Raw genomic sequence first — 15001 nt, 5'->3', positions numbered from 1 at the left:
ATCAAGCGCGGCGGCGCCCCAGGTGCGCCGTCGCGATCTGCAAGGCCTGAGGGGGCGGGCAAGGACCGTGGCTGGGCCGGCCAACGGATTCGCATGGAGTGATGGCCGTACCAGGGGTAGCCGGCAAGGACGCAGCGCACCGCACCGCGGCTACGCAGCGATTGCGCCGGCTGCGCCAAGCCTGATTCACGAAAAATACGAAGAGGACTTCACCGTGATCGACAAGAATTTCCGTCTCAACCCGCTGACCGGCGCCATCCTGATGATGGCCCTCGGTGCGTCTGGCACGTTGGCTGCCGCCCCCAAACTGCTGGTCAAGGAACCGACCCAGGCAGCCCCGGCCGGCGCAGCGTTCGGTAGCCGGTTGATCGTGCGCTACAAGGACAGCACCGCCGCTGCGACCGATCGCAGCAGCAAGCTGAGCGCCGTGCAGGCTGCGGTGGGCCGCGTTGGCGTCAGTACCGGCGCGCGCAGCAGCGCAGCCGCCGCCAAGGCCACGTATGTGCGCAAGCTCGGCATCGGGTCGGACCTGATCAAGCTGTCCAGCACGCTGACCACCGCGCAGGTGGACAAGGTGGTGGTCGAGCTCAAGAACGACCCCTCGGTGGCCGACGTGCAGATCGACCGCATGCTGCGGCCGATCGACATCAGCAAGAGCGTTCCTGCCACCGACGTGAGCCCGCAGCTGGTTCCCAACGACCCGCTGTACGCCCAGTACCAGTGGCACCTGAGCAACCCCAATGGCGGCATCAATGCGCCGGGCGCCTGGGATCTGTCGCAGGGCGCAGGCGTGGTGGTCGCGGTGCTGGATACCGGCATCCTGCCGGGCCATCCGGATTTCGCCGGCAACATCCTGCAGGGCTACGACTTCATCACCGACGCCGAAGTCTCGCGTCGTCCCACCGATGCGCGCGTGCCGGGCGCACTCGATTATGGCGACTGGGAAGAGGCCGACAACGTCTGCTACGCGGGCTCACAGGCGCAGGAAAGTTCCTGGCACGGCACTCACGTCTCGGGCACCCTGGCCGAGGCGACCAATAACGGGGTGGGCATGGCGGGCGTCGCGCCGAAGGCGACCATCCTGCCGGTGCGCGTGCTCGGTCGTTGCGGCGGCTACACCTCCGACATCGCCGATGCGATCGTGTGGGCCTCCGGCGGCAGCGTTGACGGCGTGCCGGCCAACAGCAATCCGGCCGAAGTGATCAACATGAGCCTCGGTGGCGGCGAACCCTGCGATTCGGCCACCCAGCTGGCGATCAACAGCGCGGTGTCGCGTGGCACCACCGTGGTGGTTGCAGCCGGCAACAGCAGCGAAGATGCGGCCAACCATTCGCCGGCCAGCTGCAACAACACCATCACCGTTGGCGCCACGCGCATCACCGGCGGCATCGCCTACTACTCCAACTACGGCAGCAAGGTCGACCTCTCTGGACCGGGCGGCGGCGGTAGCGTGGACGGCAACCCGGGCGGTTACATCTGGCAGGCCGGCTACACCGGTGCGACCACGCCGACCTCGGGTAGCTATACCTATATGGGTCTAGGCGGCACCTCGATGGCCTCGCCGCACGTGGCTGGCGTCGTGGCGCTGGTGCAGAGCGCAGCCATCGGTCTGGGCGATGGCCCACTGACCCCGGCTGCGGTCGAAGCCCTGCTCAAGCAGACCAGCCGCCGCTTCCCGGTGACCCCGCCGGCCAGCACCCCGATCGGCAGCGGCATCGTCGATGCCAAGGCCGCACTGGAAGCCGTGCTTGAGGAGCCGTGCGACCCGGCCACCGAGAGCTGCGCACCGAGCGCCATCGAGCTCACCAACAAGGTACCTGTTGCTGGCTTGAGCGGTGCCGCCGGCGGCTCCACGCTATACAGCTTCGAGGCCAAGGCCGGCGCCGTGCTCAGCTTCATGACCTACGGCGGCACCGGCGATGTGTCGATGTACGTCAGCTTTGAGGCCGAGCCCAGCGCGACCAGCTACGACGCCAAGTCGACCCGTCCGGGCAACAGCGAAACCGTGCGTTTCACTGCCCCCAAGGCCGGCACCTACTACATCAAGTTGGTCGGCGCGGCGAGCTACGCGAAGCTGACGCTCGTTGCACGACAGTGAGTAACGAAATAGTGTGACCGATGCCCCCGGCCAATCGCCGGGGGCATCGTTTTTCAGGGCGATTCAGATGCGTGCGGTTGATCGTCGCGGCAAACTGCTACAGTCGGCGCCGGACCAGTGGAGACGAGTGTGAACGCGGTTGCCGTCGATCCAATCGAGCATCGAAGTGCGGAGACGCGCATCGTCGATGCGCTGCTTGAACGCCGTCGTCTGAAAGACACCGATCTGCTGCGCGCGCGCCAATTGCAGGCCGAATCCGGCATGGGGTTGCTCGCCTTGCTCGGCCGTTTGGGTCTGGTGTCCGAACGCGATCATGCAGAAACCTGCGCCGACGTCCTCGGCTTGCCGTTGGTGGACGCACGCCAGCTCGGCGACACGCCGCCGGAAATGCTGCCGGAAGTGCAGGGGCTGTCGCTGCGCTTTCTCAAACAATTTCACCTGTGCCCGGTCGGCGAACGCGATGGCCGGCTGGAGCTGTGGATCGCCGATCCTTACGACGATTACGCCATCGATGCGGTGCGTCTTGCTACCGGCTGCACGTTGCTGTTGCAGGTGGGCCTGCGTTCGGAAATCGATGACCTGATCGAGCGCTGGTACGGCCAGGGCCGCAGTGCGATGGGCACCATCGTCGAAACCGCCGATGGCGATGCCAACAGCAGCGACGACATCGAAGCGCTGCGCGATCTGGCCTCCGAAGCGCCGGTGATCCGGCTGGTGAACCTGGTGATCCAGCACGCGGTAGAACTGCGCGCCTCCGACATCCATATCGAACCGTTCGAAAGCCGGCTCAAGGTGCGTTACCGCGTGGACGGCGTGCTGGTGGAAGGCGAAAGCCCGCCGGCCAAGCTCACTGCCGCGGTCATCAGCCGCATCAAGATCATGGCCAAGCTCAACATCGCCGAGCGCCGCCTGCCGCAGGACGGCCGCATCATGCTGCGCGTGCAGGGCAAGGAGCTGGATCTGCGCGTCAGCACCGTGCCCACCGCGCATGGCGAAAGCGTGGTCATGCGCCTGCTCGATCGCGAGACGGTGGTGTTCGACTTCTACAAGCTCGGCTTCACCGAAGACTTCCTGCCGCAGTTCCGCAAGGTGCTGGAGCAACCGCACGGCATCATGCTGGTGACCGGGCCCACCGGTTCGGGCAAGACCACCACGCTGTACACCGCGTTGAGCCAGCTCAACACCTCGGATGTGAAAATCATCACCGTCGAAGACCCGGTGGAATACCAGATCGAAGGCATCAACCAGATCCAGGCCAAGCCGCAGATCGGACTGGATTTCGCCAACGCATTGCGCAGCATCGTGCGTCAGGATCCGGACATCATCATGATCGGCGAAATGCGCGATCTGGAAACCGCGCGCATCGCGATCCAGTCCGCGCTCACCGGCCACCTGGTGCTGTCCACGCTGCACACCAACAACGCGGCCGGCGGCATCACCCGTCTGCTCGACATGGGCGTGGAGGATTATCTGCTCACCTCCACCATCAACGGCATCCTGGCGCAGCGTCTGGTGCGCAAACTCGACCTGGCCAATGCCGAGCGCTATGCCGCCTCGCCGGAAGAAATCGCCAAGTTCGATCTGCGCCGCCTGCAACCGGAGGGCGAGATCTTTCTGTATCGGCCGCGTCCCTCGGCCACCGCACCTACCGGGTATCTTGGACGCACCACCATCGTCGAATTCCTGGTGATGAACGACGAATTGCGACGTGCGGTGATGCGCCGTGCCGGCATGGGCGAAATCGAGCAACTGGCCCGCCAGGCCGGCATGCGCACCATGTACGAGGACGGGCTGTCCAAGGCCCTGCGTGGCGAAACCACCATCGAAGAAGTCCTGCGCGTCACGGAGGATGCGTGATCGGTAAAGTTGCAGTAACGCGCTTAGCAGGCACTCGACCAACGACCTGCCAACACAGCAACCCGCCGGCGCCGCTGTGCGTGGAAAGTGGTACGTGCGCAGTGCCGCCAGTGCGCAGCGATGTGCTTTTCCCGATTCCCGATTCCCGATTTCCCAATCCCGGCCTCCCAGCCTGATGCCCCTCTACCGCTACAAGGCGTTGGACGCCCACGGCGAAATGCTCGATGGCCAGATGGAAGCGGCCAGCGATGCCGAGGTGGCGTTGCGTCTGCAGGAACAGGGCCATCTGCCGGTGGAAACGCGCCTGGCCACTGGCGAAAACGATTCGCCGTCGTTGCGCATGCTGCTGCGCAAAAAGCCGTTCGACAATGCGGCGCTGGTGCAATTCACCCAGCAACTGGCGACGTTGATCGGCGCGGGGCAACCGTTGGACCGCGCGCTGTCGATTCTGATGGATCTGCCCGAAGACGAAAAAAGCCGGCGGGTGATCGGCGATGTGCGCGATACCGTGCGCGGCGGTGCGCCATTGTCGTCCGCACTCGAGCGCCAGCACGGCCTGTTTTCCAAGCTGTACATCAACATGGTGCGCGCCGGCGAAGCCGGCGGCAGCATGCAGGACACGCTGCAGCGGCTGGCCGATTATCTGGAGCGCAGCCGCGCGCTCAGGGGCAAGGTGATCAACGCGCTGATCTACCCGGCGATCCTGCTGGCGGTGGTGGGCTGTGCGTTGCTGTTCCTGCTCGGTTATGTGGTGCCGCAATTTGCGCAGATGTACGAAAGCCTGGATGTAGCACTGCCATGGTTTACCCAGGCGGTGCTGAGCGTGGGCCTGCTGGTGCGCGACTGGTGGATCGTGCTGATCGTCGTGCCGGGCGTGCTGGGGCTATGGCTGGATCGCAAGCGTCGCAATGCCGCATTCCGTGCATCGCTGGACCAATGGCTGCTGCGCCAGAAGGTGGTCGGCAGCCTGATTGCCCGGCTGGAAACCGCACGCCTGACGCGCACCTTGGGCACCTTGCTGCGCAATGGCGTACCGCTGCTGGCGGCGATCGGCATCGCGCGCAACGTGATGTCCAATCTGGCGTTGGTGGAGGATGTTGCCAATGCGGCCGACGACGTCAAGAACGGCCATGGCCTGTCGATGTCGCTGGCACGCGGCAAGCGCTTTCCGCGGCTGGCGCTGCAGATGATCCAGGTGGGCGAAGAGTCCGGCGCACTGGATACGATGCTGCTCAAGACTGCCGACACCTTCGAACTGGAAACCGCGCAGGCCATCGACCGCGCACTGGCTGCGCTGGTGCCGTTCATCACGCTGGTGCTGGCCTCGGTGGTGGGGCTTGTCATCATTTCGGTCCTGGTCCCGCTGTATGACCTCACCAATGCAATCGGCTGAGAGCGGAGGTCAGTGCAACGGTGCAGGCGTCAGGCGAGAACAGCCGATGCTCCGAATCGGCATGGAGCGCTCGTACACTGCACATCCCGCGCGTCCAACGGCCAACCGCGCGCTTGACCGGGCAGCGTATTCACCACAACGTTCCGGTGACCGCACGACACCCATGCGGGAACCATTGCAATGCCCGCCGTGTCATCTGTTGGCGGCAGCATCCCTCATCGACGTGCAAGGAAATCGTTCATGATCAAGCGTTCCATCACCCGCAGTCCGTCACGCGCAGGCCAGGCCGGCATGAGCTTGCTGGAAATCATCATCGTCATCGTGCTGATCGGTGCGGTGCTCACGCTGGTCGGCAGTCGCGTGCTTGGCGGTGCCGATCGCGGCAAGGCCAATCTGGCCAAGTCGCAGATCCAGACGCTGGCCGGCAAGATCGAGAATTTCCAGCTCGACACCGGCAAGTTGCCGAGCAAACTCGATGACCTGGTCACCCAGCCCGGCGGCAGCAGCGGTTGGCTGGGCCCGTACGCCAAGCCGGCCGAACTCAACGACCCATGGGGCCACGCCATCGAATACCGTGCGCCCGGCGACGGTCAGCCATTCGACCTGATCAGCCTGGGCAAGGACGGCAAGCCCGGTGGCAGCAGTTACGACGCGGACATCAAGTACCAATAAGCGCTCGCCATGCGCGTTGCGTGTCAGCCGTTGCGTCATCGGCATGGAGCGGTCGGCCCTGGTCGGGCACGCGCGCGTGGCACATCGTTGCTGGAAATGCTGCTGGTGATCGCGTTGATCGCACTGGCCGGCGTACTTGCCGCTGCGGCATTGAACGGCGGCATCGACGGCATGCGCCTGCGCACTGCCGGCAAGGCGATCGCCTCGCAGCTGCGCTACACGCGCACCCAGGCGATTGCCACCGGCACGCCGCAGCGGTTTCTGATCAACCCGCAGCAGCTGCGCTGGGACGCACCCGGCGGCCATCATGGCGATCTGCCGCCGTCGCTGGAGGTGCGCTTCACCGGCGCGCGCCAGGTGCAATCGCGGCAGGATCAGGGCGCGATCCAGTTCTTTCCGGATGGCGCTTCTACCGGCGGGCGTATCGATCTGCAGGTCAAGGACGCCAGATGGCGCGTGGACGTGGGCTGGATCACCGGCGAGGTGCGTTCGGGCCCATTGCGGACGCCATCGCCATGAGGCATCAGCGCGGTTACACCCTGATCGAAGTGATCGTTGCCTTCGCGTTGCTGGCGTTGGCGTTGAGCCTGTTGCTCGGGTCGTTGTCCGGTGCTGCACGCCAGGTGCGCGCGGCCGATGAAAGCACGCGCGCCACCTTGCACGCGCAATCGCTGCTGGCCGTGCAGGGCATCGACAAGCCGCTGGAGCCCGAGCAGCAACAAGGCACGTTCGAAAACGGCCACTTTCGCTGGTCGATGGAAGTGCGCCCCTACGACGAACCGCGGCGCAATCGGCAGGCGCCGATGTCGCCCGGCGCGCACCGTCTGCTGCAATTGACCTTGGTGGTACGTTGGGGCGAGCAGTCCAATCAGATGCTGCAATGGCGCACGTTGCGGCTGGTGGCGGCCAACACGCAGGGCAGCGCGCCATGAGCCGTTGGCGCAGCGCAGGCTTCACCTTGATCGAAGTGCTGCTGGCCACGATGTTGCTGGTCGGTGGGTTGGCGTTGGCGTTTGCCACCCTGCGCTCGGCCAGCGCGGTGAGTCAGCGCGGCGAAGCGATCGCGCAGCGCAGCGAGCGCGTGCGTGCGGTAGAAGAATTTCTGCGACGGCGCCTGGCCGCAGCATTGCCGATCGCCATGGGCATCGATACGCAAAGTCAGCAGCCGATCCTGTTCATCGGCGAGCCGCAACGCCTGCGCTTTGCCGCAGACGTGCCCGATTACCTGGGCCGCGGCGGGCCGTATCTGCACGACCTGTCGGTGGCCGGCGATGGCGATCGGCGCAACCTGCTGATTGCGCTGACCATGCTGCAGTCCGGCAAGCCGATCGAAGAAAGCAGCCCGCTGCCGCCGGAACTGCTTGCTCAAGGCGTGCAGCAGGTGAGTTTCCGGTATCGCGGCATGGATCCGCAAAACGGACGCCTGAGCGCGTGGCTGCCGCAGTGGGAGTGGCACGACCGCCTGCCGCTCATGGTGCGCATCGACATCCGCAGTGACGATGCCGCATGGCCGCCGATGGTGGTGGCGTTGCCGCAATCCAGCAACCCGGGAGCAGGGCAATGACGCGCGCGCGCGGTGCCGCGCTGGTGCTGGTGCTGTGGTTGATTGCGTTGCTCACTGCGATGATCGGTGCGTTCGCGCTCACCGCACGCGTGGAAGCGCTGCAGGGCAGCATGCTGCGCAACGGTGCACAGGCGCAGGAATACGCGCGCTCTGGCCTGGAATACGCATTGTTTCGCTTGCAAGACGCCGACACCCAGGCGCGCTGGCGCCCGGACGGCCGGCGCTATCGCTGGCAGATGGACGATGCCAGCGTGGAGATTCGTATCACTGATGAAAGCGGCAAGGTGGATCTGAACATGGCCGAGCCCACCTTGCTCGCCGGTCTGGTGCGCGCGGTGGGCGGCGAGCAGGCCAGTGCCGGGCGCATCGCCGGTGCCATCGTCGATTGGCGCGATGGCGATTCATTGAGCCAGCCCGGTGGTGGCGCCGAAGATCGCGATTACGCCGATGCCGGGCTGCCGTATGGCGCGAAGGACAGCCCATTCGAAACCCTGGGCGAACTGCGCCTGGTGCTGGGCATCGATGGCGAGCTGTATCGCAAGCTGTTGCCCAACGTCACGCTGTACAGCGGTCGTTCGCGGCCTGAAGCGCGGTTTGCGCCCACCCCGGTGCTCACCGCGATGGGGCTGGACGCGCAGCAACTGCTGGCCCAGCGTGACGCGCCGCTGGGTTTGCCGGGCAGCGAGGCGACGGTCGGTGGCTCGGGCACTTATAGTATCGAGAGCCGGGCGCGACTGAGTCAGGGACGCGAGGCCGTGTTGCGGGCGGTGGTGTCGACCAGCGCGTCCGCATTACCAGGGTCGGCCTATACCGTGTTGCGTTGGGAAGAGGGAGCAGCAGTGCAATGACCGCATGGCGGGATACCTTGGGTCGTATCGGCGTACGCGCCATGCCGGGAGCCGGAGGCTTCTGGCGTTGGTGGCAACACTCGCTGCTGGCCTGGCTGCCGCAGCGCTGGCAATGGCAGTTGGGTCTGTCGCAGGCACGCCTGTTGTTGCAACAGGATGGCGACACGCTGCAGTTGCTGCGCCAGCGCGATCACAGCTGCGATACCGTCGCCAGCCTGCCGTGGCCGGTGCATCCGCAGGAAGTCAACGGCTTGCTGCCGACAGCGCTTGAAGGGCTGCCGCGGCATTGGCTGTTGCCGGCCGCGCATGCCTTGCGCCGGCCATTGCGCCTGCCCGCAGCGGCAGCGGCGCGCCTGCAGGACGTGGCGCGTTTCGAGATCGACCGACAAACCCCGTTCACCGCCGACCAGGTGTACTTCGATGCACGCGTGCTCGATGTGCGCGAAGACGGCCAGCTCGATGCCGAACTGGTGGTGGTGCCGCGACGCATGATCGATGGCCCGGCCGGCGTGCCGGACGCATGGAACAGCGCGCTGTCGGGCATCGACGTGACCGACGCCAACGGCCTGCCGTTGGGGGTGAACCTGCTGCCGCCGGCGCGACGCCTGCGCCGCAGCGACCCGATGCAGCGCTGGAACCTGTTGCTCGCAGCCTCTGCGCTGGTGCTGCTGGCCGTTGCCGGCTGGCTGCTGCTCGACAACCGCCGCCAGGCCGCCGACGATCTGCGCGCCAAGGTGCAGGCCAACGCCGCGCGCGCGCGCAAGGTCGCTGCCGAACGGCAGCAATTGATGGATCTGGTCGAAGGCGCGCGGTTCTTCCAGCAGCAACGCGCCACCCGCCCGACCTCGGTCGAAATCTGGGACGAACTGAGCCGGCGCCTGCCCGGTGGCACGTATCTGGAAAAATTTTCGGTCGAAGGCGGGCAACTGCAGTTGATCGGATTGAGCAACGAGGCCTCTTCGCTGGTGCGTCGTCTGGAGGGCTCGCCGTTGTGGCGTACGCCGTCGCTGACCGGCGTGCTGCAGAGCGATGCCGGGCGCAATGTCGACCGCTTCACCATCACCGCCGAGCTGGCCGGCCCCGATGCGAAGGAGGCAGCCGATGCCACGCAGCGTTAAGCGCGATCGCTGGATCGCTTTGGGCCTGCTGTTGCTGGTGATCGGCGTGGCCTACCTGGTGCTGGTGCACCCGTGGTTCACCCAACCGATGATCGCGGTGCAGGACGACCTGCAAGCGCTGCGCGAACGCGAGCTGCGCGTGCGCGTGCAATTGCAACAGGCGCCGGAAGTCAGCAAGCGGCTGCGGCAGGCGCGCCAGACGCTGGAAAGCCGCCCGGGCTTCCTGCCGGAAACCTCGGCCGAACTCGCCTCCGCCGGGCTGGTGCAGCGGCTGGAACGCGCGGTGGTGGAGGCCAGCCCCGGCAACCGCAGCTGCGCCATCAGCAATCGCTCGCCGTTGCAGCCGGAGAGCAAGAACCGCTTCACCCGCGTGGCGGTGCAGGTGCGTTTGCGCTGCGGCACCCCGGAACTGGCCTCGGTGCTGTACAGCCTGGAAAACGGCACGCCGCGCCTGTTCGTGGACAACCTCAACGTGATGGCGCAGCGCTACCAGCTCTCGCCCAACGAAAGCGGCAATGGCCTGGATATCGCCTTCGAACTGGCCGGCTATCTGCGCCCCGGTGCCAGCGCCGAACCGCTGAACGCCGCCGCCGCACCTGCTGCCCCCAACGCCGCGGAGGCCAGCAATGCGCCTTGACATGATCGGCCTGCGCACCTGGCTGCTGGTCACCGTGGTCGGTTGGGCACTGTTGGTGTGCGTGCTGGCCGTCGCCGGCCTGGGCAAGCGCGTGGAGCCGCTGCCCGACGACCCGGCGCTGGTGCAGCGGCTGCCCACGTTGCCGGCACCAGCGCCGGAGCGCCTGGGCGCATTCGAGAAATATTCGGAAATCGCCGCGCATCCGGCGTTTGCCGAAGACCGCCTGCCGCATCCATTCTTCCTGTCCGGCAACGACGGCAGCAGCGCTGCTTCGACAGTGCGCCTGACCGGTGTGCTGCTGACCGACAACTTCAAGATGGCGACGTTGACCCTGGACCCGCAGGATTCGGTGCGCGTGCAGTTGGGCGGCGAAGCGGTGAAGGGCTGGCGCCTGCTCGCCCTGCAGCCGCGGAGCGCAACCATCGAAGGCCCCAGCGGCACGCAAACCCTGGAATTGCACGTGTTCAACGGCCAGGGCGGGCAGCCGCCGACCGCCAATGCCGCCGCACGGGGTGCCGCCACTGGCGCCCAGCCGGTCCCGCCCCCCGACGCTGCCGCACTTGCCACGCCGCAGCCGCCGCAACCGCAACCTGTCGCCCCGGGGCAGCAACAACAGCCAGGCGGGCAGGCACCGCCAACCGTGCCGCCGCAGCGCAGCGATGGCGCGCAGGAAGCCCCACGTCCCTCCGACGATCAGATGCGTGCCATCCGCGAACGCATCGAAGCCCGACGCCGCCAGCTGCAACAGCAGCGCCAGAGCGGCTCTACCCCCGGTCAGACCCAATGAGTGAACGCATGACGCCGCGCCTGTTTCCCGTGTCCCTGCTGATTGGCCTGCTGGCCGGTTGCGCCACCACTCCGCCGCCGGACGTGCGCCGCAACGCGCGCCTGGATCCGCAAGTCGGGGCTGCCGGCGCCACCCAGACTGCCGCCGAGCAGGCTGCCGATGGCAACGCCAACGCCAGTGCCAAGCCCAGTCCGGTGATCCGGCGCGGCAGCGGCACCATGATCAACCAGGGCGCCGCGTCCGCGCCGGCGCCCACGCTGGGCATGGCCAGCAGCGGCAGCGCCACCTTCAACTTCGAAGGCGAGTCGGTGCAGGCGGTGGTCAAGGCGATCCTGGGCGACATGCTGGGGCAGAACTACGTCATCGCGCCCGGCGTGCAGGGCACCGTGACCCTTGCCACGCCCAACCCGGTCTCGCCGGCGCAGGCCTTGAACCTGCTGGAGATGGTGCTGGGCTGGAACAACGCCCGCATGGTGTTCAGCGGTGGCCGCTACAACATCGTGCCGGCCGACCAGGCGCTGGCGGGCACGGTCGCGCCCAGCACCGCATCGCCCTCGGCCGCACGCGGTTTCGAGGTGCGCGTGGTGCCGCTGAAGTTCATTTCCGCCAGCGAAATGAAGAAGGTGCTCGAGCCCTACGCACGCCCGAATGCCATCGTCGGCACCGACCCGGCGCGCAATGTCATCACCCTGGGCGGTACCCGCGCCGAGCTGGAAAACTATCTGCGCACCGTGCAGATCTTCGACGTGGACTGGCTGTCGGGCATGTCGGTGGGCGTGTTCCCGATCCAGTCCGGCAAGGCCGAAAAAGTCAGCGCGGATCTGGAAAAGGTCTTCGGCGAGCAGAGCAAGACGCCCAGCGCCGGCATGTTCCGTTTCATGCCGCTGGAAAACGCCAACGCGGTGCTGGTGATCACCCCGCAGCCGCGTTATCTGGACCAGATCCAGCAGTGGCTGGACCGGATCGACAGTGCCGGTGGCGGTGTGCGGCTGTTCTCCTACGAGCTGAAGTACATCAAGGCCAAGGATCTGGCCGATCGTCTTTCGGAAGTGTTCGGTGGCCGCAGCAACGGTGGCGATTCCAATGCGTCGCTGGCCCCGGGGTCGGAAACCAGCGTGCTGGGTGGCACGCTCGGCAATCGCGACAGCAGCCTGGGCGGCAGCTCCGGCGTGACCGGCGGCAGCATCGGTGAAAACGGGGGCAGCAGCGGCACGGTGGGCGGTGAGTTCGACAGCAGCGGCACCGGTGGCAGCAGTGGCGGCGGGCTCGGCAACGGTAGCCTGCAGTTGTCGCCGCGCAGCAACGGCAATGGCGCGGTGACGCTGGAAGTGCAAGGCGACAAGGTCGGCGTGTCGGCAGTGGCCGAAACCAACACCTTGCTGGTGCGCTCCACACCGCAGGCATGGACGTCCATCCGCGACGTCATCGAGAAACTCGATGTGATGCCGATGCAGGTGCATATCGAAGCGCAGATTGCGGAGGTCAATCTGACCGGCGAGCTACGTTACGGCGTGAACTGGTACTTCGAAAATGCGGTCAACGCACCTGGCGCCGCGACCGATAGTGGCGTAACGAATGGAACCGGCATCGGCCTTGGTGCTGGCCTCGCAAATGCGGCTGGACGTAACATCTGGGGTGATATTGCCGGCAAAGTTGGCAGCGGTGGGCTTGCTTGGAGTTTCCTTGGGAAAAACGCTGCTGCAATCATCAGCGCGCTGGATACTGTGACCAATGTACGTTTGCTGCAGACCCCGTCGGTGTTCGTGCGCAACAACGCAGAAGCGACGCTCAACGTGGGCTCGCGCATTCCGATCAATTCCACCTCGATCAATACCGGCCTGGGTAGCGACAGCAGCTTCTCCTCGGTGCAGTACATCGACACCGGCGTGATCCTTAAAGTACGTCCGCGCGTCACCAAAGATGGCATGGTGTTTCTGGATATCGTGCAGGAAGTCAGTAGTCCAGGCGATAGGCCAACTGCCTGCGCATCCGCAACGGCGACAGTGAATCAGGCCGCATGCAATGTGGATATTAACACTCGTCGTATTAAGACAGAGGCGGCAATTCAGAGTGGCGATACCATTATGCTAGCTGGACTAATTCAGGATAGTGCTAGCGATGGCTCAGCAGGGGTTCCGTTCTTGAGTAAGCTGCCAGTTTTAGGTGCTTTGTTTGGGCAGAAGACCCAAAATAAGAGGCGCAGTGAAGTGATAGTTCTGCTGACTCCTAGTATTGTCCGGAATCCCATGGAGGCACGAAACCTCACGGATGAATATGGTCGTCGATTCGAATCAATGACGCCTATGAATAAGTCAAGCGGTAAGTAAGTAATTCCATCATGATTAATTGATGAATTTGCGACTACTATCATTGTTTTTATAATTATTTTAATGAAAATTAAGTGGCGGCGAAATGCTTTTTGATTGGTATTAGACTTTTTGTGGTCTCATCACTTCCAGCGAGGGTAGTGCCATGTATAAAAAAGGTTATTCATTAGTTGTGGCTTTCATAACCATGCTCTTCTCGTTCAATGCGCTGTGCCAAGTTGTCAACGGAAGCTTCGACAGGCCTGGTAGTCCTTGGGCGTGGAGTTTTGCATCAGTCCAGGCAGGTGCATTTTCCAGCTGCGCAAATGCAAGTTATACGCAAGGTGGGGCTCGCCTGGGCGGGGCGACAGAGTCGCCCGCCGACGGCTACGTAGTGATCGTTTCTCTGGGGAATAGGGGTGATGTTGGGGGTTTTAACTTATGCGGCCGAGTGTCTCAAACGTTTGTGGTTCCAGTTGCTGCGAAATTAAGCTTTGCTTACAAGATAGGCGATATTTTTCAGCATGCATACACGCCGAGAACATTCAGGGATGGTTCTCTTTACGTGACCGTACGTGATTTGGCTACAGGGCAGGTTGAATCTTTGGCTAGTTATAATGGTGCAAACAAGGAGGATCAGACTTGTTCAGCGTCGCGGACGTGCCCTAGGTTTGTTCAGGTGAGCGATATTGATTTTTCAAAGTATGCCGGAAAGCAGGTTGAGCTTACTTTCTCTGGCTACACTTCAAGTTTTGTCAATAGCATTGGTGAGCTCACAGCTGTTCCCTCTGAGGTTTATCTGGATAATGTTTATGTTAGATGACCGGCTAGGGTCGGAGCCTGCGTCTGAGGTTTCGCAAGCCTGATTACGGACATAATTCTTCCCGTCGTGCTGGTGCCGGTCGGCACCGACGACCAGGCGCTGGATGCCTGTCTGGGCGCACTGGATGCCGCCACGCCGGCCGGCACGCGGGTGTGGCTGGCCGACGATGCACAGGCCGGCCCGCGTGGGCGCGCAGTGATCGACCATTGGCTGGCACGCACGCAATTGCAGGCGCATTACACCCGCCGCCAGCGCATGCTGGGCGAGGTGGCGCATCTGGACGAAATGCTCAGCGCCTGCGGCGATGCCGACGTGGTGGTGCTGGGGTTGGATGCCTGCCCGCTGCCCGGATGGTTGCGGCAACTGACCGCGTGTTTTGCACGCGATGCGGCGATCGCCACCGCCACGCCATGGAGCAATGTGGGCGAAGCCTGCAGCTGGCCGCGGCTGGGCGAGCTCAACCCCATGCCGGACGCACCCGAGCGGCTTGCGGCTGCCTGCGCCGCGATGCCGCCGCTGCACCCGGAACTGCCGTCGGCGATCGGGCACGCGGTGCTGTTGCGCGGAACGGCGCGGCGCAAGGCCGGTGGCCTGGACGCCAGCAGTTACGGCTCGTGGTACGCGGCACTGGTGGACTTGAGCCTGCGCATGGGCGGGCTGGGCTGGCGTAACGTGTTGTGCGACACCGCTTTCGTTGCCTCCCCGCACGAGGGCCGCCCGGCCGAAGGCGATATGGATGCGCTGGCCACCCGCTGGCCGGCCTGGCATGCGCGCCTGGCCAACTTCCTCATGCACGACCCGTTGCGCGCGCAGCGCGATCAGCTGACTCGACTCCTGGCGCACCTGCCGCCACCGGACCTGCAACGCGCGTTGTTCGAGACCTAAGGAAGGTCTGATC

General features: G+C 64.8%; 14 protein-coding genes. All 14 read left to right on the top strand.

Annotation, left to right across the window (positions count from 1 at the left end; all coding sequences use genetic code 11):
• Positions 1-214 precede the first annotated feature (214 nt).
• The 14 genes from J7360_RS13695 (at position 215) to J7360_RS13630 (ending at position 14988) form a co-directional block, all read left to right on the top strand.
• On the top strand, positions 215-2098 hold the full coding sequence (locus J7360_RS13695) for a diffusible signal factor-reguated S8 family serine peptidase (RefSeq protein ID WP_209034073.1): 1884 nt from the start codon (positions 215-217) through the stop codon (positions 2096-2098).
• A gap of 129 nt (positions 2099-2227) precedes the next feature.
• Positions 2228-3955 (top strand): type II secretion system ATPase GspE, encoded by a 1728-nt coding sequence (gspE, locus tag J7360_RS13690; RefSeq protein WP_022559951.1) that lies wholly within the window; start codon positions 2228-2230, stop codon positions 3953-3955.
• Positions 3956-4130: 175 nt separating this feature from the next.
• Positions 4131-5348: a type II secretion system F family protein gene (locus J7360_RS13685; RefSeq protein ID WP_003490504.1), complete on the top strand. Its 1218-nt coding sequence runs from the start codon at positions 4131-4133 to the stop codon at positions 5346-5348.
• A gap of 240 nt (positions 5349-5588) precedes the next feature.
• Entirely contained in the window at positions 5589-6020 is a 432-nt protein-coding gene (gene gspG / locus J7360_RS13680; protein ID WP_033481101.1) for a type II secretion system major pseudopilin GspG, read from the top strand.
• Between the two features lie 9 nt (positions 6021-6029).
• Positions 6030-6539 (top strand): GspH/FimT family pseudopilin, encoded by a 510-nt coding sequence (locus J7360_RS13675; RefSeq protein ID WP_057662240.1) that lies wholly within the window; start codon positions 6030-6032, stop codon positions 6537-6539.
• Positions 6536-6952, top strand: a complete 417-nt coding sequence (locus tag J7360_RS13670) for a prepilin-type N-terminal cleavage/methylation domain-containing protein (RefSeq protein WP_209034071.1) — start codon at positions 6536-6538, stop codon at positions 6950-6952. Before J7360_RS13675 ends, J7360_RS13670 begins: the two co-directional genes overlap by 4 nt.
• Entirely contained in the window at positions 6949-7584 is a 636-nt protein-coding gene (locus J7360_RS13665) for a type II secretion system protein J (protein WP_057662232.1), read from the top strand. The genes J7360_RS13670 and J7360_RS13665 overlap by 4 nt, the downstream gene beginning before the upstream one ends.
• Positions 7581-8432 carry a type II secretion system protein GspK gene (locus J7360_RS13660; RefSeq protein WP_057662229.1) on the top strand — a complete coding sequence of 284 codons (852 nt, stop codon included), beginning with the start codon at positions 7581-7583 and terminating at the stop codon, positions 8430-8432. Before J7360_RS13665 ends, J7360_RS13660 begins: the two co-directional genes overlap by 4 nt.
• A complete protein-coding gene (locus tag J7360_RS13655; RefSeq protein WP_017158143.1) occupies positions 8429-9550 on the top strand; it encodes a PilN domain-containing protein in 1122 nt (373 codons plus the stop codon). The genes J7360_RS13660 and J7360_RS13655 overlap by 4 nt, the downstream gene beginning before the upstream one ends.
• Positions 9534-10187, top strand: a complete 654-nt coding sequence (gene gspM, locus J7360_RS13650; protein WP_017158142.1) for a type II secretion system protein GspM — start codon at positions 9534-9536, stop codon at positions 10185-10187. Before J7360_RS13655 ends, gspM begins: the two co-directional genes overlap by 17 nt.
• Positions 10177-10974, top strand: a complete 798-nt coding sequence (gene xpsN, locus J7360_RS13645; protein WP_209034069.1) for a type II secretion system protein XpsN — start codon at positions 10177-10179, stop codon at positions 10972-10974. The genes gspM and xpsN overlap by 11 nt, the downstream gene beginning before the upstream one ends.
• Positions 10971-13301: a type II secretion system secretin GspD gene (gspD, locus tag J7360_RS13640; protein ID WP_057662223.1), complete on the top strand. Its 2331-nt coding sequence runs from the start codon at positions 10971-10973 to the stop codon at positions 13299-13301. Before xpsN ends, gspD begins: the two co-directional genes overlap by 4 nt.
• Before the next feature lie 145 nt (positions 13302-13446).
• The gene (locus tag J7360_RS13635) at positions 13447-14103 is read left to right on the top strand and encodes a hypothetical protein (RefSeq protein ID WP_209034067.1); all 657 of its coding nucleotides are present in this window, start codon (positions 13447-13449) and stop codon (positions 14101-14103) included.
• Between the two features lie 54 nt (positions 14104-14157).
• The gene (locus J7360_RS13630) at positions 14158-14988 is read left to right on the top strand and encodes a hypothetical protein (protein ID WP_057662220.1); all 831 of its coding nucleotides are present in this window, start codon (positions 14158-14160) and stop codon (positions 14986-14988) included.
• The last annotated feature ends 13 nt before the right edge of the window (positions 14989-15001 follow it).

This window comes from Xanthomonas sp. D-99, assembly GCF_017746145.1.
GTDB lineage: Bacteria > Pseudomonadota > Gammaproteobacteria > Xanthomonadales > Xanthomonadaceae > Xanthomonas > Xanthomonas cissicola.
Note: the sequence above shows the minus strand (reverse complement) of the source record. Positions and strands in the feature narration are given on the sequence as shown.

What these genes read in the sequence shown, in the direction of transcription:
- J7360_RS13660 (WP_057662229.1), top strand. Translation starts at nt 7,581, where the DNA reads ATGACGCGCGCGCGCGGTGCCGCGCTGGTGCTGGTGCTGTGGTTGATT.
- J7360_RS13685 (WP_003490504.1), top strand. Translation starts at nt 4,131, where the DNA reads ATGCCCCTCTACCGCTACAAGGCGTTGGACGCCCACGGCGAAATGCTC.
- gspD (WP_057662223.1), top strand. Translation starts at nt 10,971, where the DNA reads ATGAGTGAACGCATGACGCCGCGCCTGTTTCCCGTGTCCCTGCTGATT.
- J7360_RS13675 (WP_057662240.1), top strand. Translation starts at nt 6,030, where the DNA reads ATGCGCGTTGCGTGTCAGCCGTTGCGTCATCGGCATGGAGCGGTCGGC.
- J7360_RS13670 (WP_209034071.1), top strand. Translation starts at nt 6,536, where the DNA reads ATGAGGCATCAGCGCGGTTACACCCTGATCGAAGTGATCGTTGCCTTC.
- J7360_RS13655 (WP_017158143.1), top strand. Translation starts at nt 8,429, where the DNA reads ATGACCGCATGGCGGGATACCTTGGGTCGTATCGGCGTACGCGCCATG.
- gspM (WP_017158142.1), top strand. Translation starts at nt 9,534, where the DNA reads ATGCCACGCAGCGTTAAGCGCGATCGCTGGATCGCTTTGGGCCTGCTG.
- gspG (WP_033481101.1), top strand. Translation starts at nt 5,589, where the DNA reads ATGATCAAGCGTTCCATCACCCGCAGTCCGTCACGCGCAGGCCAGGCC.
- xpsN (WP_209034069.1), top strand. Translation starts at nt 10,177, where the DNA reads ATGCGCCTTGACATGATCGGCCTGCGCACCTGGCTGCTGGTCACCGTG.
- J7360_RS13665 (WP_057662232.1), top strand. Translation starts at nt 6,949, where the DNA reads ATGAGCCGTTGGCGCAGCGCAGGCTTCACCTTGATCGAAGTGCTGCTG.
- J7360_RS13635 (WP_209034067.1), top strand. Translation starts at nt 13,447, where the DNA reads ATGTATAAAAAAGGTTATTCATTAGTTGTGGCTTTCATAACCATGCTC.